This window comes from Nitrosomonas communis (assembly GCF_900114745.1).
Taxonomy (GTDB): domain Bacteria; phylum Pseudomonadota; class Gammaproteobacteria; order Burkholderiales; family Nitrosomonadaceae; genus Nitrosomonas; species Nitrosomonas communis_A.
Genome location: NZ_FOUB01000016.1, coordinates 19,573 through 38,394, shown reverse-complemented (window position 1 = coordinate 38,394; position 18,822 = coordinate 19,573). Strand labels below are relative to the sequence as shown.

15 protein-coding genes are annotated in these 18,822 nt (G+C 43.7%); 11 read left to right on the top strand and 4 right to left on the bottom strand.

What is annotated here, in order from left to right; genetic code table 11:
- Positions 1–33 precede the first annotated feature (33 nt).
- Positions 34–669, bottom strand: coding sequence for a DedA family protein (locus BM122_RS08235; protein ID WP_074905122.1), 636 nt, complete (start codon positions 667–669; stop codon positions 34–36).
- A 796-nt stretch (positions 670–1,465) separates the two neighbouring features.
- Between BM122_RS08235 and BM122_RS08230 the strand changes: the two genes are divergently transcribed.
- The 6 genes from BM122_RS08230 (at position 1,466) to BM122_RS08215 (ending at position 9,486) form a co-directional block, all read left to right on the top strand.
- Positions 1,466–2,713: a TraB/GumN family protein gene (locus tag BM122_RS08230; protein ID WP_083398395.1), complete on the top strand. Its 1,248-nt coding sequence runs from the start codon at positions 1,466–1,468 to the stop codon at positions 2,711–2,713.
- A gap of 74 nt (positions 2,714–2,787) precedes the next feature.
- Complete coding sequence (locus BM122_RS23205; RefSeq protein ID WP_177198074.1) at positions 2,788–2,946, top strand: hypothetical protein; 159 nt, start codon at positions 2,788–2,790, stop codon at positions 2,944–2,946.
- Positions 2,933–3,202 (top strand): hypothetical protein, encoded by a 270-nt coding sequence (locus BM122_RS08225; RefSeq protein WP_074905121.1) that lies wholly within the window; start codon positions 2,933–2,935, stop codon positions 3,200–3,202. Before BM122_RS23205 ends, BM122_RS08225 begins: the two co-directional genes overlap by 14 nt.
- Positions 3,203–3,727: 525 nt before the next feature.
- Entirely contained in the window at positions 3,728–6,904 is a 3,177-nt protein-coding gene (locus BM122_RS08220; RefSeq protein ID WP_218152037.1) for an efflux RND transporter permease subunit, read from the top strand.
- Positions 6,873–8,159, top strand: a complete 1,287-nt coding sequence (locus BM122_RS24085; RefSeq protein WP_218152036.1) for a TolC family protein — start codon at positions 6,873–6,875, stop codon at positions 8,157–8,159. Before BM122_RS08220 ends, BM122_RS24085 begins: the two co-directional genes overlap by 32 nt.
- 25 nt (positions 8,160–8,184) lie before the next feature.
- Positions 8,185–9,486, top strand: coding sequence for an efflux RND transporter periplasmic adaptor subunit (locus BM122_RS08215; RefSeq protein ID WP_074905120.1), 1,302 nt, complete (start codon positions 8,185–8,187; stop codon positions 9,484–9,486).
- A 217-nt stretch (positions 9,487–9,703) separates the two neighbouring features.
- On the opposite strand, the gene BM122_RS08210 is transcribed toward BM122_RS08215, so the two are convergent.
- Together BM122_RS08210 and BM122_RS25930 are read right to left on the bottom strand one after the other, a co-directional pair.
- Entirely contained in the window at positions 9,704–10,564 is an 861-nt protein-coding gene (locus BM122_RS08210) for an alpha/beta hydrolase (protein ID WP_074905119.1), read from the bottom strand.
- 377 nt (positions 10,565–10,941) lie between these two features.
- The gene (locus BM122_RS25930) at positions 10,942–11,118 is read right to left on the bottom strand and encodes a transposase (protein WP_083398393.1); all 177 of its coding nucleotides are present in this window, start codon (positions 11,116–11,118) and stop codon (positions 10,942–10,944) included.
- Positions 11,119–11,243: 125 nt separating this feature from the next.
- Between BM122_RS25930 and BM122_RS08195 the strand changes: the two genes are divergently transcribed.
- The 5 genes from BM122_RS08195 to BM122_RS08180 all read left to right on the top strand — a co-directional run bounded on the left by BM122_RS08195 (position 11,244) and on the right by BM122_RS08180 (position 18,014).
- Entirely contained in the window at positions 11,244–14,453 is a 3,210-nt protein-coding gene (locus BM122_RS08195) for a hypothetical protein (protein ID WP_074905118.1), read from the top strand.
- Positions 14,454–14,592: 139 nt separating this feature from the next.
- Complete coding sequence (locus tag BM122_RS21555) at positions 14,593–14,976, top strand: RidA family protein (RefSeq protein WP_083398392.1); 384 nt, start codon at positions 14,593–14,595, stop codon at positions 14,974–14,976.
- 6 nt (positions 14,977–14,982) lie between these two features.
- Complete coding sequence (locus tag BM122_RS08190) at positions 14,983–16,731, top strand: NAD(P)H-dependent oxidoreductase subunit E (RefSeq protein WP_083398391.1); 1,749 nt, start codon at positions 14,983–14,985, stop codon at positions 16,729–16,731.
- 1 nt (position 16,732) lies between these two features.
- Positions 16,733–17,479 carry a 2Fe-2S iron-sulfur cluster-binding protein gene (locus BM122_RS08185; protein ID WP_256211956.1) on the top strand — a complete coding sequence of 249 codons (747 nt, stop codon included), beginning with the start codon at positions 16,733–16,735 and terminating at the stop codon, positions 17,477–17,479.
- Positions 17,469–18,014 carry an NADH-quinone oxidoreductase subunit B family protein gene (locus BM122_RS08180; RefSeq protein ID WP_074905117.1) on the top strand — a complete coding sequence of 182 codons (546 nt, stop codon included), beginning with the start codon at positions 17,469–17,471 and terminating at the stop codon, positions 18,012–18,014. Before BM122_RS08185 ends, BM122_RS08180 begins: the two co-directional genes overlap by 11 nt.
- Before the next feature lie 149 nt (positions 18,015–18,163).
- On the opposite strand, the gene tnpA is transcribed toward BM122_RS08180, so the two are convergent.
- Positions 18,164–18,595 carry an IS200/IS605 family transposase gene (tnpA, locus tag BM122_RS08175; RefSeq protein WP_074905116.1) on the bottom strand — a complete coding sequence of 144 codons (432 nt, stop codon included), beginning with the start codon at positions 18,593–18,595 and terminating at the stop codon, positions 18,164–18,166.
- Positions 18,596–18,822: the final 227 nt, after the last annotated feature.

The following is an 18,822-nucleotide window of genomic DNA, read 5'->3' as shown; positions in this document are numbered from 1 at the left end:
TAGAAGCCCAGATCTTAATTTATTGCATCTACTTCATTGTTTTTTATAGCGATGTTTGAGATATTCAATGATGGGCGGTGATATCGATAGAATGATAATTGCAAAAATAACAAACTTGAAGTTTTTCTGAATAAATGGGAGTTGTCCAAAATAATATCCGGCATAAATAAATAACCCTACCCACAGTACAGCACCAATTATGTTATACACAATGAAAGTGCGATAGGGCATGGTTCCAATACCCGCAATAAAGGGAGCGAATGTACGAATAATAGGAATAAAACGTGCAATGATAATGGTTTTACTTCCGTGTTTGAGATAAAAGGCTTGTGTTTTGTCTAAATACTCGCGTTTAAAGAAGCGAGACTCTTGCGAGATAAAAACTTTTGGTCCAATTTTTTTACCGATCCAGTAATTTACAGTGTCCCCTAAAATACCTGCGATGCACAATCCAACAAGTAAAAAATGCGGATTGAGTTGTGAATTTTGTAATGATGCGAGAGAACCTGCAGCGAATAATAGAGAATCACCCGGCAAGAGAGGAAACACGACAAGTCCGGTCTCACAAAATATAATCAAGAACAGAATGCCATAGAGCCATAGCCCATATTCTGATGCGAGTTCATGAAGATGCTTGTCAATATGGAGAATAAAATCAATAAGAAACATAAGTGTAGGAAAAAAGTAATTTCCTTATTTAAAAAGGATGAACCAGAGAATCTAGCATGCTATTGAACACATTGAGAAGCAGTCAAAAGCAATATTTAGCTTGAGAAATGAAGCGCCACTAAAAATTCAGGTATTTATAATGTTTTGAAACATAAAATTAGGCTGTCTTGGATATATGTTTATATCGAAATGGATAGAATTGATCGAAAATGATAATTTGGCAATAACATAATTTATATTATTCCATTTCTAAATCAAAAATAATGCGAAGGCGAGCCGCAGACAGTATAAATAAAAATAATACGGCAAGGTGAAGCTGACAAAGTTAGTTTTGATTTAGAAATAGAATTAAATAGATTTTATTATGCATGTTGCGAATAGCTTTGTAATGCATCGATATGAAATAGTAGCGAATGCATGTTGTTCTAATACGTGCTCATCTTATCTGACTAGAAGTCAATTATTTTTACTAACTAGGCTGACTTGTAATGGACAGCAATGTCCTAAAGCTGAATTTTGATGATCGGCATCATATTTTCATGCAGATTTCCACCAATAAAAAGTACATAAATTTAATAAGTTAAATACTTTTTGTATGTGATAACATCAAATAAATAGAATTATAAAGCTACTTTTTTCACTGAATATCTACCGTTTTCTATTTGTGATATCGATTATACTGCCTGTTTATAACTGATCAGTCTGAATAAATAAAGGCTTATATCTTTAGATAAAAAAATTGAATTAGCAATATTTCCACTACTTAAAATAACCTTACCTCAAGCCTTAATCCATAATGTCTGAATTAATGCAAGAACAGATAGCTTCCTCCATAAAAATAAAAAAAGAGACTGAGACAGAACCCATCAAGACTTTTGAAGTAGATGGTCATAAAATTACCATCCTCGGTACCGCACATATTTCTCAAACCAGTGCGGATAAAGTGAAAGAATTGATTGCCACTGGTGAATTTGACGCGGTTGCTGTCGAATTATGCCCAAGCCGTCATAAGGCCATTGTCAATCCAGATCTATTAAGCAAAATGGATCTCTTCCAGGTTATTAAAAAAGGTCAAGCAAGTATGGTTGCTGCCAGTCTAGCGCTAGGAGCTTTTCAGCAGCGGATGGCTGAACGATTAGGTGTCGAACCAGGCGCAGAAATGCGAACCGCTATTAAAGACGCAACAGAAGCCAAATTACCGGTTTTACTGATTGATAGAGAGATTGGAACCACGCTTAAGCGCATCTATCACAACGTACCATGGTGGAGACGTATGGAGTTATATAGTGGTTTGCTAGCCAGCATCATTACACGGGAAACAGTCAGTGCTGAAGAAATCGAGCGGTTGAAAGAAGGTGATGTGTTGGAAAGTGCTTTTTCACAGTTTGCAGAAAATGAAAAGCATTTATATCAACCACTGATTAGTGAACGTGATGAATATATGTCGGCACGTCTCTTAAAAGAATGTATGGAAAACAACTATCAACATACCCTTGCAGTGGTAGGTGCGGGGCACTTGAAAGGAATTGAGCAAATCATGATGAATGGCAGGATTAACGATCCGGATGTAGCTATTCAGCAGCTTGACACCATTCCAGAATCCACCAATTGGTTCAAATTTCTACCATGGGTGATCGTAGCCATGGTGCTGACCGGCTTTACAATAGGGTTTATGCGTAGTCCTGAGATTGGTATAACCATGATAATCGATTGGATACTCATCAATGGCGGTTTAGCCGCTTTGGGTGCTACCATCGTACTTGCTCATCCACTCACAATTTTAACTGCTTTTCTAGCTGCTCCAATTACCTCGCTTGATCCAACAACAGGGGTTGGAATGTTTACAGCTTTAGTAGAGGCCTATTTACGCAAACCTACAGTGGGTGATTTTAGTCGTCTTAGAAGTGATACGGCTAGCCTAAAAGGCTGGTGGCATAATCGAGTAACCCGTATTTTACTGATATTTCTGTTTTCTTCATTCGGATCAGCCATTGGCACATATATAGCAGGTTTTAAAATATTTGATCTAATCATTGGTAGCTGATACCGAGGAGCCTGACTCAGCTTTTCATTGAAATACTTGATGAAACGGCCCTGTGCCGATTCCGTAATCAGCTGGTGGCTAACAATAAGCAGGATGGTCTCCTGGCCGCTATCCATGAACATAGCCAATCACATGGTTTAGTCACCCAAAGAGCGATAAATGCGGTGATTGATGCCATACTAATTGAGTCAACGGCACGCCTACAAATGACTACCCTGCTTGAGGTGGGCTGAAAGCAAGACCGTTCAGTTTGAGGATGGTAGCCAACCTGGTATTTCTTATACCGAAGAGCAGAGTGCGGGTACGGATACGGCCTGGCTCAAACAAGGTAAAAAGCCGCATTTTGCCTACCGAAGTTACCTGGTAACTCACACCCAATATGATTATGTGCGTGAGGCACACACTGCCCCAGCCAGCCAAAGCGAGCGGATGCGTTTCGAAGCAATTATTGGTGGCGCACATCAAGTCGAATCGGGTGTGGGCACATAAGATTCAGTAAGCCAACGCCAATCGGCAATTTTTGAAAAGCGCAAAATCAAGAGCATCATCATATATGGGGGAAGCAAGAATAACCCACCTTTGGCACGACAGAAGCTGGCAAATATATAGATCAGTAAAAAGCCCTATATTTCCGAACAGTGCTTTGGCCTGGCCAAACACCTATTTATTCCGTTTCTAAATCAAAACTGACTTTGTCGGCTTCACCTTGCCGTATTATTTATACTGTCTGCGGCTTGCCTTCGCGTCATTTTTGATTTAGAAATGGAATGAGAAGGGCGCGCGCCAGCAGCTACGGAACGGTAAAAGTCAATGCCCAAGTCGTGATAAAAAACCTATACTGACACCAGCCCGATCCTACCTTTGGGTAGCTTAATTATTTTCCTGGCTATTGTTATTCCAACACAGTTGAGGCTTACCTGATCACAGCATAACCATCCTGTGGAGCATTGCTATACTTAGGTTAATCATTAGGGCTTGAAGCTCTCCTTTCTTACCAAAGAATTGTATAAATGCATGATTAATAAGATAATTAGTTTTTCTATAAAAAATAAATTTATCGTGGGCTTGCTCACCCTTGCCCTCATAGGTACGGGAATATATTCCTTATTCACAGTAAACCTGGACACGGTACCCGATATTACCAATAACCAGATACAGGTAATCACAGTCTCACAAAATCTGGCTACTGAAGATATGGAAAGGTTTGTCACTTTTCCTGTGGAACTGGCTATGGCTAACCTGCCAGGTGTTATAGAGATCCGTTCCATTTCTCGCTTTGGTCTTTCTGTGGTAACTATTGTCTTTGAAGACGATATGGGCACTTATCTGCCACGGCAATTAGTGCAGGAAAAACTTAATTTAGTAAGGGAACACATCCCTGAAAATTTCGGTAGGCCATCTATGGGCCCCATCACAACAGGGCTTGGGGAGATATATCAATATACCCTCCAGCCCAAACCTGGCTACGAAACAACGTATTCTCTGACTGAGCTGCGGACTATCCAAGACTGGATCGTAAGACGGCAATTAGCTTTGGTAGAAGGAGTAGTCGCAGTCAATGCTTTTGGAGGAAAAATTAAACAGTATGAAATAGCTATCAATCCTGAGAAGCTCAATGCTAACAATGTTTCCATTTCTGAAGTATTTGAGGCGTTGCAGCGCAATAATAATAATACGGCTGGCGCCTACATTGAAAAAAAGAAAATGGCCAATTTTATCCGAGGGGAAGGACTGGTACATTCACTTGACGATATTCGAAACATTTTTATAAAAAATGAAAATGGTATACCAATCTTAATTAGAGACGTAGCAGAAAAAGTACATTTCGGTCATCAGATACGCTATGGTGCTTTCACACAGGATAGTCAAGAAGCGGTAGGCGGCATGATTTTGATGCTAAGGGGATCAAATTCTAATGCTGTGATCCAGAATGTACAAAAGCGCATAGTTGAAGTTCAGAAATCATTACCAGAAGGCCTGGAGATCAGACCTTTTCTAGATAGAAGCGCGCTTATAGAACGGACTACCAGTACAGTAAGCGAGAACCTCACAGAAGGTGCGCTAGTTGTGATTTTTGCCTTGGTCATAATTCTAGGTAGCATAAGAGGCGGTATTGTTGCTGCCAGTACTATCCTCTTGTCCTTCCTCTTTGCCGCTATCTTGATGAAGCTATTTGATGTGTGGGCCAATTTGATAAGTCTGGGGGCTATTGATTTTGGGATTATTGCTGACGGCGCAGTGATCATAGTGGAGCGCACTATATATGAAATTCAAAAACAAATTAAATCCGGAAAATTCGAGATTGATCAAGCTATCATGGATGAACTAGCTTATCAGGCGGGAAGCTCTATGATGAATACCGCTTTTTTCGGCCAGATGATCATCCTGATCGTATTTCTTCCCATTCTATTTCTTACCGGAATAGAAGGCAAAATGTTCCACCCCATGGCTTATACTTTTGGTTTTACCATGCTGGGAGCTATTATCCTTTGCTTGACTTATGTTCCCATGATGTCAGCATTTTTTTTAAAACCAGTACAGAACAAAAGGAACTGGCCTGGAAAGTTAGAAAGCTCACTTGAGAAGGTTGGTGAAAAGATTATAAGTAGCTTCCAGCGAGCTTATTTTCCATTACTCAAAAGTGCACTACGGCATCAAGTAATTGTTATGATTGCGGCGATTGTGCTATTGGGTGCTGCCGTCTTTACTTTTACCAGAATGGGGGGCGAATTTATACCGCAGTTAGAAGAGGGCGACATTGCCATGCAGGCACTTATTCGGCCGGGTAGTGGCCTTACTGAGGCTATTGAAGTTTCCGCTAAAATAGAAAATATTTTGCTGGAAAATTTCCCGGAAGTAAAAACTACTTTAGCCAGGATTGGCGTGGCAGAAATTCCCACAGATCCCATGCCGATGGATATAGCTGATATGTTCATCATTCTGGAAAAAGACAAGAATAAGTGGGCTTCTGCCAAATCAAAAGATGAGCTTGTTGAAAAAATCAAAGGAAAGCTTGACAGCGAACTAACAGGTATCAATCTGGTTTTCAGCCAGCCGATTGAGCTTCGCTTCAATGAATTATTAACGGGTATCCGGGAAGATATAGCCGTAAAGTTATATGGTGATGATCTCGATGTGCTAGCGCAGAAAGCTGGTGAGATGGTCAAAATCATCCAGACTGTTCCTGGCGTGGGTGATGTAAACCCCGAAAGAACTACCGGTCTGTCTCAAATGACCGTGCGTTATAACCGCGAAAAAATTGCTCAATATGGACTGAATATTGATAAATTGAATGAATATGTCAGTTCGGCGTTTGCCGGAGGCGTGGCTGGAGTGGTTTTTGAAGGGGAAAAACGCTTTGACATGGTTATACGTTTTGATGAAACCCACCGGAAAAGTATTGAGGATTTGCGCAATCTTTATATTGACTTACCTAACGGCAATCAGATTCCGATCAAGGAGTTAGCCGATATCAACTATGTGGTGGGTCCCATGCAAATATCCCGCGATAATGTATTCCGAAGAACCTATGTCGGAGTGAACGCCCGAGGGCGTGATATGGAATCCGTGGTTAAGGATATCCAAAAAAAATTGGATGCTGAATTAGATTTGCCGCCTGGCTATTACCTTACATATGGCGGAGAGTTTGAGAACCTGCAAAAAGCCAAGGGTCGGTTCGCCATTGTGGTACCTATTACCGTCTTATTGATTTTCGTTTTGCTGTATTTTGCCTTGAAATCACTTACCCAATCGCTCATCCTTTTTACTGCTATTCCGCTGGCAGCCATAGGTGGCGTGTTCGCTCTATGGTTACGGGATATCCCCTTTAGTGTTTCAGCAGGAATCGGTTTTATTGTGCTATTTGGTATTGCTGTGCTGGATGACTTGGTATTAATCAATCGATTTAATACTTTAAAAGAAGAAGGAATAACCGATATTCAAGAGCGCATTCTTGCTGGAACTAAAGAAAGAATCAGGCCTATTTTACTGACTGACGCCACAGATATACTCGGCTTTGTGCCAATGGCGTTATCCGTGTCAGCAGGAGCCGAAGTGCAGCACCCCTTGGCAACTGTTGTAATTGGTGGCTTAATCTCAGGCACACTGCTTACCCTTATAGTGCTTCCGGTAGTTTATGCTTTCGTGGAGAGTCGTAGTAATGTCAAAAGAAGCCTTCCTTATAAGCCTTGAACGCTCCAATACAAATGCATTCCTGACATTGATCGTATTCGGGGGATTGCTCGGTATCCTGCTTGTCACGACTCCTAAAGTAAAAGCACAGTCACAGTCGATAGACAGTTTTCAGGCGATTACTCTGGAACAGGCAAGGGAGTTAGCTGTAAGAAATTATCCAAAGATACAGGCAGCGAAACTAGAAATAGAAAGCCAGGAAGCGCTGAAGAAAACAGCTTGGGACCTCGGTATGACCTCAATCTTCACCGGTGGAGAAGAAATGGGCAATGGTTCAAATGATGTCTATACGCAAATAGGTATTGAACAACGCCAAATCGATGTATTTGGTATCGTTCCTAAGTTGGGGCTGCAAAAAGAGCGGGTAGCACTGGCTGAGAACGTACTTAATCTATCTGTAATAGAAGTAGAGCGGGAAGTGAGCCGAGCCTGGGCGATGGTATACACCGCCAAAAATAATTATCAGGTCTACAAGCGGTTGGATTCGGTTTTTACAGATATCCAGCGAGCAGCGCGAATAAGGCTTGAAGTTGAGGCGACTTCTAAGCTGGAATATCTAGCAACCTCGAATCAAGGGAATCAAGTGCAGATACAGAAAGAGCAGGCTTATCGCGACTATTTGAGCGCACTGCAGCGGCTGAATCTATGGCTTGTCAGTGACACAATGTTTACCGTGCCAGATGTTCCTCCGGATCAACTGAATGATCCGCTGAGCTTTATAGCAGACTCTCTAGACAATCATCCTATGCTCAATGTTTCCAAACAACAGGTTAATGTTGCGGACGCGGCTATCAAAGAGAGGCGTTCACAGTTTTTACCGAAGCTGAATTTACATTATGGCAAGCAAGAAATTGCAGGTCAGTCGGGGTTTCATCAGTTTCAGGCTGGCATTCAGATACCGTTAATTTTTGCTCCTGAACTAGGAAGATCACAGGCAGCAGAAATCCAGCGCTCGATTGCAACTCAAAATCTTCAACAAACCAAATTGGAGCTAAACACAGCTTATCAAAATATCCGTGAGCAGTATATTAAGTGGCTGAACTCATGGCAATACTATCGGGATACAGCTCTTCCCATGGCCAAGGAGCAGCAAACCGGAGCGATTATAGCCTACCACGAAGGGGCTATAGATTATGTGACATTTTTACAAAACGTGAGAGAAGCAATACGTATTGAAGTCGACTCATGGAATGCCTTTGGTAATTATTTGGACAGTCGCTACCAGTTGGAATACTTCTTGAAAACATCAAACTAGTACGAAAAATAAAGAGTAAATAACGGTGAAAAAAACTATTCTATTATTATTTACTCTGATATTAACAGTATTTTTCTTTGCCAACTGTACCAGTAAATCAGTTGATAACAGCAATTCAGAAGAAGGTAAAAATCAAGCGGCCTTAAAAGGAAGCGATTATAAAGAACATACACATGCAAAGCCCGCCGATGAAGAGCATGCTCGTGAACAAAGCATTTACAAAGATCTTGTTCACAAAGGGAATAGTGAAGAAGGAATCGGCGAGGTATATCTCTCTATGTCAAAGTTTAATAGTCTCGGCATCAAAGTAGATACTATACCCACACGTACTCTTTCCATCGTGGTGGATGTCAATGGTAGGTTGGCATTGTTTCCCCAGCATCAAGCCATGGTTACGGCTATTTTAGGGGCCAATGTAACTGATATCAAAGTAATTGAAGGAGAAAAAGTAAAAAAAGGCCAGGTATTAGTCTATCTTTCACATCCTAACCTAACTAACCTCCAAACTGCATATATCAAAGCTTATAACCAGATGCAGTTTCTAGAGAAGGAATACAATCGTCAAAAAAAGCTTTATGATGAAGGAGTGGGCTCAGGTAAAACCTATCAGCAGATACAAGCTGATTACCTAACCATGAAAGGGGAAACAAAGGGTTTTGAAGCACAATTGAAGCAATTAAATATCAATTTTGCAAAGGTCAGGGAAGGGGATATTTTTCACTACGTACCGGTAGTAAGTCCTATTGAGGGCTACATTGAGAAAGTATTGGTACAGACAGGGCAGTTTGTAGATCCTCAAGCCCAAATGCTCAGTATCATCAATAATGATTATATTCATGCTGATCTAATGGTTTTCGAGAAAGATATTTATAAAGTAAAAGAGGGCCAGAAAGTGTCATTCACGGTGGAGTCAGTTCCAGGAAAAATGCTATCTGCTACCATTTTTTCTGTTGGAAAAAATTTTGAACAACACCCTAGAGCGGTACGTGTACATGCCGAAATTGATCAAAAAGAATCCTTTCTTATTCCAGGAATGTACATCCATGGAAAAATCCACATAGAAAGTATGTTGGTAACAGCCTTGCCAGAAGAAGCTATTATCATGCATGAAGGCACACCTTACATTTTTATTGCGGAAGCTCGCCAGAAAGGCGGAAAAATGGAATGGGTGTTTAACCCTATTGAAATCAGAACAGGCGCTTCTGACAAAGGTTGGGTGGAAATTAGTCTCCTTGAGCCATTAGCTGGAAATGCCCAAGTGGCATGGAACAATGCCTATTACCTGATTGCAGAAATGATGAAAAGCGAGACATTACAACAGCGTTAAGGAATATAGGTATAGAAAAAATTTGGATTTTCTCTGTCCTTGATCAAGCTAAACAGTCTGAATACTGAATGATACTTGCTTTTTATCGTTGAAGTTTAATTCAAGATTAGACTGATTGAGATAGTGATTTTTAGCATGACAGTATTTGTCTATTTTCATTTATTCCCTCTCATAATAAGTATTATTATGATCAACAAGGAAAAAAACGAAAAATATTCTACTGCAATAAATACTTGGATAGAAACGAGGAAACGCGTTCCTCATAGCTTCTGCTGTTGTAGGTGTGCATATTATAGTGTCCTGCGCCTGGGATGATCCACAGTTCTTTGGGCTGAAGAGCGGCATCAAATAAACGCTGAGCCTCTGATTGGGTTGTATGTCTGTCGTGCGTACCTGAAATCAAGAGAATAGGGGTATTTAAATTACTTATTCGATCAATGGGATTGAGTTGATCCGTTGAAAGATCCAAAAGCAAGGATAAGTAGGATAATAAGAAAGGCTTAAGCCATATGCCGAATTGACCGAGATGAAGTTTTAGTCGATTCTCAACCGCTTCTTCAAAAGTCGGATGAAGAGATTCCAGCACAATGGTATTGAGCTTCAAAGGAGGATCTGCCAGTGTGATCGCGGCTGCACCTAGGGTGACGCCGATGGCGGCAATACGTTCACCGGGAAAATTGTCCCGCAGATAGTCAACCGCCGCTTTAACATCCTTCGACTCACGCACACCAAAAGTAATTCGTTTGCCCGGTGTTTCTCCATGAGCCTGCAAATCAATCAATAATACACTGTATCCTTGTTCATTTAGAAATCTGGCCCTGCCAAGCATTTCCAGGCGATTGCTACGAATGGAATGGACAAGCACTACAGCGCCATGGCCCCTGATGCCTCGTGCCAACCAGCCATGAACTTTATGGTTCTGGTTGGTTGGAATTTGCACCGAATCCACCGGAAAATCGGGTACCAAGACGCCAACAGCAGTCGATGCGGGTCCGGTCAGAACCTCTCCCATGATAATAATACCGATAATGATAGCTACTAGAATTGAAGCGATTTGAATCAGAATCCAGCGATACATTGTTTAGGAGTTTGATGAATGATGGGTTGTTATAAGGTGAATATCTGGTCAAACTTAAGTTCTAGTTCTTATTCCATTTCCAAATCAAACATGACACCATCAATGTGAGCTGCAGGTAATATAAATAATGCGACAAAGAGAAGCCGGAAAAGCTGCGATTGATTTGGAAATAGAATTACTTCTATATTACACTTATGAAATAAAAATGGAATTACTCCGCACGGCTTTTTTGATAGCCTGCAGTTCTTGACTGACTGCACCCGCACTGTGCTGATATGCTTTTATGCAGTTGCCCTTGATGAATTTTCACTGCCAATCCGGATCAATGATCAGAGCTTGGAAAACCCTGGTCCACTTGCTACTGGATGACCACGCATTCAATCTCTTATAGATTGAATTCCAGCAGCCCAACGCCTTGGGTAGGTCGCGCCAGGACAACCAACCTGCATTCGATACGGTATCCCTTCTACCGTCATGCGCAGATTGCGCTTGTTATAAATGGCTGCTTGAAGCAGAATCTTCTCCAGCTTCGACCAGAACTCATCACTGAGCATTCATCGAAGCATTGCAAATTCTTTTTATGGATGATGTGAGAACCCTAATATTACGAATTTGGTTGTATTTATGAAGTACTTATAACGTCAACAAATCATAATGTCGCTCTAAATAAATTATAGACATGGACGCAGATCGCGATCGCAACAAAAGTGTCTTGATCAATCCGCTACCGATCATTATGGTGATCTTGCTTGCAGCAGGTGTGCTGGTTAAGAATATTCCACTGGAAAGTGCTCGCCCCAGTGATGTCGAGCGGGTGAAATTTGTTCCGATTGGCCAGCAAAATGTTGAAGCGCGGCTCTGGCAAGATCCGTTTGCGGCGGTGGAGAAACATGAGGAACGTTTTGCACAGACTGCTAGCAAGAAGCAAGCGGAGTCCATTAGTCAACCTGAAGCACTCAAACCCGAAGTGCTCCGTAATAAGATCGAGCAGCTTCGTAAAGAGCATTATGAGGTAACCGTGCTAGCAGTCAGTATTTTTGGTGGTTCCTTTGCTGAAGCTGCTGAGAGTCGACGACGTTCCCGCTTTGCGGTGATATCAGCCCTTAGCTTCCATGGCTATAACCCAGAAAATCCCGATGCGATAGGCTATTTCTGGATCGATCAGAGCAAGCTGGAATCAGAACCCGAGGAGGGGAATAGTGATGGTGATGGCCAGATAAAACACATCATGATTCCGTTTGAGTGGTTCGAGGGAAATGAGCAGTCTGCCTCAAAAGTACTACTGCTGTGGTTGAATGAAAGTTTATATGATCCTGCTCTAGTTCAGGAGAAGCTGCCTGGCTTGTTTGGTGAACTCGCCCTGGTAGGGCCGACAGGATCGGCCATGCTAATGAAACTCGTGCGCAGTGCCGACATGATGGCGCTAGATCAACAAGCCGCTGTTAAGATATTTTCACCCACTGCGACGATTACTGACTGTAATCTCCCTGCTTTGCCAACAAAGCAGGGAAATCAGTTGCAGCCATGGCAGTGTTTCTTTGAGCGCAACGTTTATCGGGATGAGTTGCAGGAGCAAAGAATTGTTCGCTCTATTGGTACCGATGATGTGCTTGCAGTCACCTTGCTATGGGAGCTATGGCAGCGCGGTGTCAATCGTGAGCGGAGATGGTTGTCGCAAGTTGAGCAAGGAATAGCCGGATTTCAGCGCGATAATCCCTGCAAGGATGGGCTCGTATTGATCAGTGAACTGGATTCCGCGTATGCCCGCACATTGTTACAAAATTTGATCGATAGTTTTTCCGAGCTTTGTCAAACCAATAACGGCTCATCACCGCCTGTGCATAGTTTTAACTACCTGCGGGGGCTGGATGGGGTGTTACCTGGCGTTGAAAAATTAGGCGCAAAAACAGTGCGAAAAAATAATGAGAACCAACCCATGGATTTACGAACGCAGCTTGAAGCAATGCCACTCGAACATGCTGATGGACTCAGTCAATACGACTATCTGCGGCGGTTAGCAGACGAGATTGCCAGACTTGACCGTGATCCACGATTTGCCGATCATGGCGTCAAGGCGATCGGTATTGTAGGTTCTGATGTTTACGACAAACTATTGATTCTCCAGGCGCTACGCAGTCATTTCAAAGAAAAAGTTTTTTTCACTACTGATCTGGATGCGCGTTATATGCATGCCGATCAGAAGGACTGGGCGCGCAATCTGGTCGTGGCTTCCAATTTTGGCTTAGCATTACATCCTGCATTGCAGCAATCGACGCTACCCTTTCGTGATGGTTATCAAACCTCGACCTACCTCGCTACCTTGATGGCGCTTTCCTCCGAGCCACTTAATTATTGGGCTGAGCAAATGAAAAAGTGGCTACGACCGCAAGTTTTTGAGATAGGCCGGACTGAAGCAGTGCTGGTAGCTTCCCCCGCTGTAGATGATCTTATTGCTTGGATCAAGGGCAGCAATCCGGAAGGGATCAGTCATTTGACTCAGCCAGCGTCATGTGAGGATTGGATGAAATGCGAGCGGATAGATTCGCCTCTCCTTTCTTCGAAGTCTTTCGCAGCACCGCAATGGACGATAATAGGGCTTGTTTGTATCTTGTTCGGTTTGTGGATAGTGATCACCAGTCGTCATGCTCAGAAAGGGGTGTTAACCTTGCTGCATTCGTTCAGATCAACCGGACACTCGCCCAGACAGATTAATTTTGTAGCCTTCTGCATAATTGCGTTGGCGGTATTCACGATGGCTGCATTCGTAATCGTTAATCAGGCTATGCAAGAAACGATCGAACAAGGAACGGGTGAACCATTTAGGTGGTTGGAGGGAGTCAGTGTATGGCCTAATCTCGTCATTCGTTTCATCGGGCTTACTACTGCGCTCATTATGATAGGGGTATTCATCATTCGAATCCGGAGACAGGCACAGGCAATAGCCGTGCGGTTTAATTTGACCATGCCCCCATTTAAGCCATCAAGCTGGTCGCTGACACGTAGTCGTTTTTCTGCTATGAGCATCGGTCCTTATCTTGATCTGACAATGTTCGATGCGGCAGGTAGACCCAGGCCCGACGTTTTATCAGAGGAAGTCGAAGTATCCACCTTGTGGCAGAATTATTTGCGCGCTACCAGCTGGCGTGAAATGGCTGGCTGGATTGCTTTGTCGACTGTGATTGTATTTGTATTAAGCATATTGATATTCAGTATCTTTGACATTCCTTCGTTCCCACATCGAGGTGAATTGGTGAAGTATCTGCACTACCTGCTCATCGGGATGACTGCCCTTGTGCTCTGGCTGATCATTTTTTGGATAGGCTATGAAAGTCGCGCCTGTACTCAATTTATCGAAGCACTCGGTCATGTTCGCAGGCAATGGCCGGAGCAGTTGATTGATCGGGAGACGAATGAAATGGGAGTGCCTCGTCCCTATCTCGATTATTTTCTTGATTTTCAGCTTATCGTAGCGGCAACACGCCGCATACAATGGCTTATTTATCTGCCGTTCGTTTTAATTCTTTTCATGGTGATTGCGCGGAGCGACTTGTTCGATGCCATGGGTTTTCCCTTGGCGCTTATTCTGATAGTCATTGTTGCGCTGCTTTATACATTGAATACGGCTAGGTTACTGAATAAAAGTGCAGACGCCATGCGTACTAAGGTACTGGCTCATTATGAGCAAGTACTGCTGCGGCTCGCTCAGCCCAAGGCGCAGATTCAACTCCATATCAGTGCGGAGCAGATTAATCGGCTGATCGAGCGGATTCGTAATACACGCGAGGGTGCCTTTGTCCCTTTTACTCAGCAGCCGGCACTGCAGGCGCTGCTACTGCCATTTGGTGGCTTTGGTGGAGCGGAGTTAATTAATTATCTATTCACATTCTAATTCCATTTCCAAATCAAAAATGAAGCCGACAAAGTCAGTTTTAATTTAGAAATGGAATAATCTATGTAGTTGACTTTATTTGCTAGATCGGTTGATCATTATTGAACAAAATTTTTATCAATATTCTATGGGAGATCGTATGACAAGACGGTTGATCAGCTCAGGTTCCACCTTTGAAGAAGAAATTGGCTATTCGCGTGCAGTCGTGGAAGGAGACTGGATTTTTGTTTCAGGGACGACAGGTTTTGATTATTCCACTATGACTATTTCGGAAGATCTGCTTGAACAGGCCGAGCAGTGCTTCAAGAATATCGAATCAGCCCTGCGGCAGGCTGGCTCCAGTTTACATGATATTGTGCGGGTGACTTATGTGCTACCCAATGCAGCTGATTTTGAACTGTGCTGGCCAATTTTTCGCAAGTATCTCGGCAAGGTTCGCCCGGCGGCCATGATGATTGCAGCTGGCTTATCTGATCCACGCATGCGAATCGAGATTCAGGTAACCGCACACAAGAGCACCTGAGTAACCATGACCGAACACCTGCATTTGCTACATATTCTGCATGAATTGCAGCAAAAGCACCGGTATATTTCGGAGGAATCGATCTGCGAGGTGGCTGCACAATTGAGTTTACCTGTCAGCCAGGTAAGAGCAGTGGTCGCATTTTATGCCTTTTTCTATTCTACACCTTGCGGCCACTATCATATTCTGTTCAGTAATTGCACCAGCTGCGGTTATCGGGCTGGAGGAACCGATTTAATTCGTATGCTTTCCCAAAAGCTGAGTGTCAACATAGGTCAGACGCGTAAAGACGGGCAGCTCAGCATACATGAAACTTCCTGCATTGGTATGTGTGACCATGGCGCTTCATTGCTCATTAATGGCGTACCGCTGATCCATCTGGATTCGGAGAAGATTGAACAGATAACTGATCTGATCGAGGCCGATAAACCATTGAATGAATGGCCGCTTGACTGGTTTCACATCAAGGATCACATTTATAAACGAGGTTTGCTACTCGAAGGCGATCTGCCGGCTGGCGATGGTTTACGCGCGATGCTGGCGCGGGGCAGAGAGGAAACGCTGACAGAAATCACTCAATCAAAACTGCGTGGCCGGGGTGGCGCCGGATTCAGCACGGGCCTGAAATGGCATCTCTGCCAACAAGCAACGGGAGAGGCGCATTATGTGGTATGTAATGCAGACGAAGGAGAACCTGGTACTTTCAAGGATCGAATGTTATTACAGCAGCATGCTGATGCATTGCTTGAGGGCATGACTATCTGTGCTTATGTCATCGGTGCCTATCAAGGGTTTATCTATTTGCGTGGAGAATACCGGTATTTATTGCCGCATCTACAGGCTACACTGCTGCATCGCCGCAAACTCGGCTTATTAGGAACAGCTATTCTGGGGCAGACAGGATTTGATTTTGATATTGATATCGTGGTGGGAGCAGGCGCTTATATTTGCGGGGAAGAATCAGCCCTGATTGAATCGCTCGAAGGTAAACCCGGTATTCCGCGTAGCCGCCCGCCCTTTCCGGTGGCGCACGGCTATCTAGGGCAGCCTACTGTGGTAAATAATGTTGAAACGTTTATCGCAGCTACCCATATCGTTTGCAACGGAAGCGAATGGTTTACCGCAGCAGGCACAACCGAATCCACCGGAAGTAAACTGCTGAGTATTAGCGGTGACTGTGCCGCCCCGGGCATTTATGAATATTCGTTTGGGGTCACGATCCAGCAGGTTCTTGAAGAGTGTGGCGCTGACAATGTGCAAGCGGTGCAGGTAGGAGGGCCTGCCGGTACATTGCTTGATCAAACTGCTTTTCACCGCCAGATAGCGTTTGAGGACGTCGGTACTGGCGGTTCTTTTATGATCTTTAATCGGGAGCGTGACATACTGGCTATCATTCATCAGTTTGCAGCCTTCTTTGCCCATGAGAGCTGCGGCTTTTGTACGCCATGCCGGGTCGGAACAACCTTGCTCAAGCAAGGTCTCAATAAAATCATTATCGGGCAGGGGGCACGCAACGATATGGCTGAGCTCCAGCGTGTCAGCGAGCTGGTCAGGCGCTATTCCCATTGTGGGCTAGGTCATACAGCAGCCAATCCCATTCTGGACGGGTTGCAGCATTTTCCGCAGGCTTTTGAGCAGCAGTTGACTCAATATGACTTTACTGCGCGATTCGAGTTGGATGCGGCTTTGCAAGAAGCCCGCCAGTTGACACAGCATGACGATAAGGGAGCACATCTTAAGCAAGAGGGAGATTAACATGATGACAGCGCCGGAACCTAACCTTATTCGTATCGATGACCGGGAAATACCATTTGTCCATGGGGAAACTATCATGGATGCTGCACTGGCAGCAGATGTTTATATTCCCCATCTTTGCCACTTTCCGGGTATCACGCCGCAAGGTAACTGCAAGCTGTGTACCGTCGAAGTCGATGGCAAACCGTTAACGGCATGTACCAGTCCGGCTGCAGCCGGGCAGCAGATTCGCAACAATATCCCTGAACTCAATGAAGCACGTAAAGTTCTAACACAAATGCTGTTTATTGAGGGTAATCACATTTGTCCTTCCTGCGAAAAAACCGGCAATTGTGCTTTGCAGGCAATGGCCTATCATCTTGGCATGCTGCATCAACATTTTCCCCAACAGTTTCCAGAGCGTGAGGTTGATGCCTCTCATCCGACCATCATGCTGGATCGAATCCGTTGCATCCTGTGTAGCTTATGTGTGCGTGCCAGCCAGGAAGTAGATGGTAAAAATGTCTTTGCCATTGCCGGGCGCGGCATTCATGCCAGCCTGATTGTCAATACAGCCAGTGGCAAACTGGTTGATAGCGATCTTGAGCCTAGCGATCTGGCTGCCAGGATCTGTCCGGTAGGAGCCATTCTTATTAAGGAGCATGGCTACGACGCCCCCATCGGTAAGCGTATCTTCGATCAACACAAAATTAGCGAAATCGGTTTGGAGAAAATATACATTGCAGGAGCCAAATCTGATGACTCATAAACCCAAGCTTAAATTAGCGACTACTTCGCTAGCTGGCTGTTTTGGCTGCCATATGTCCTTCCTGGATATGGATGAGCGAATCGTGGAGTTGCTTGAGCATATCGAATTCGATCGCTCTCCATTCACCGATATCAAACAGCTCGGCCACTGTGACATTGGCCTGATTGAAGGCGGCGTTTGCAATGCGGAAAATGTGCATGTGCTGCGTACCTATCGGGCTAGTTGCCGGATTCTGGTTGCGGTCGGCGCTTGCGCCATCAACGGTGGTGTGCCTGCCATGCGTAATCACTTCAGCCTGCAGGAATGTCTGGAGGAAGTCTATTTGAAGAGCCCTGACATGATCAATCCTCACATTCCGAACGATCCAGAATTACCCTTGTTGCTGGATAAAGTGTACCCCGTCCATGAAGTAGTCAAAGTAGATTACTTCTTACCTGGCTGCCCACCCTCGGCAGATACTTTTTATCGTTTTTTGAGCGAATTGATAGAGGGGAAAGAGCCTCAGATTGGTAAGGTGGAATTGAGATATGATTAGGATAGTGTGTTGGAAAACCAATATGCTGCTTGATCAATTAATTTTAAATAAGGGTGTGCCGTATTAGTTAAATTACCTCCGGCAAAGCCGGAGGCTTATTACTGTTAGCCCCTCAAAGGGGAAAGAATTGGAGCCACCTAAAGGTGGCATCACATACCAAGCTTGAGCTGATCATAGTGCTCATCCTCTTTCTCTTGGTGCTGGATATATTCTCTGACCATCTCTTCATCTAATCCTACCGTGGATACAAAATAACCACGTGCCCAAAAATTTTCACCTGTGAAATTCCTTGATTTCCCCGTAAATCTCCGCGCAATCGATATTGCACTTTTCCCCTTGATATATCCTACTACGTAGAATACCGAATACTTCGGGGGAATACTGATGCACATGTTTACATGGTCAGGAATCAGGTGTCTTTCTACTATCTGACTGTTTTTCTGCGCAGCTAATTCGTGAAATACTTTTCCCAAGTGTTTTCGTATCATTCCGAATATCACTTTCTTCCTTCTTTTCGGAATAAATACGATATGGTACTTACAGTCCCATGTCGTATGGGCCAAACTCTGATAATCTCTCATTTGATTCTCCTAGCTCTTGATCAAGCTAAAAGAATCACGGTGACCATATCACACGGTCAAACCTTTAATAGTCCCCCGGCATAGCCGGGGGATTACCTTATTTATTTAGGTAATCAATCTGTTATTTTTAATTTTGGCCAGATAAGTAATTCCATTTCCAAATCAAAAATGACGCGAAGGCGAGCCGCAGACAGTATAAATCATACGGCAAGGTGAAGCCGACAAAG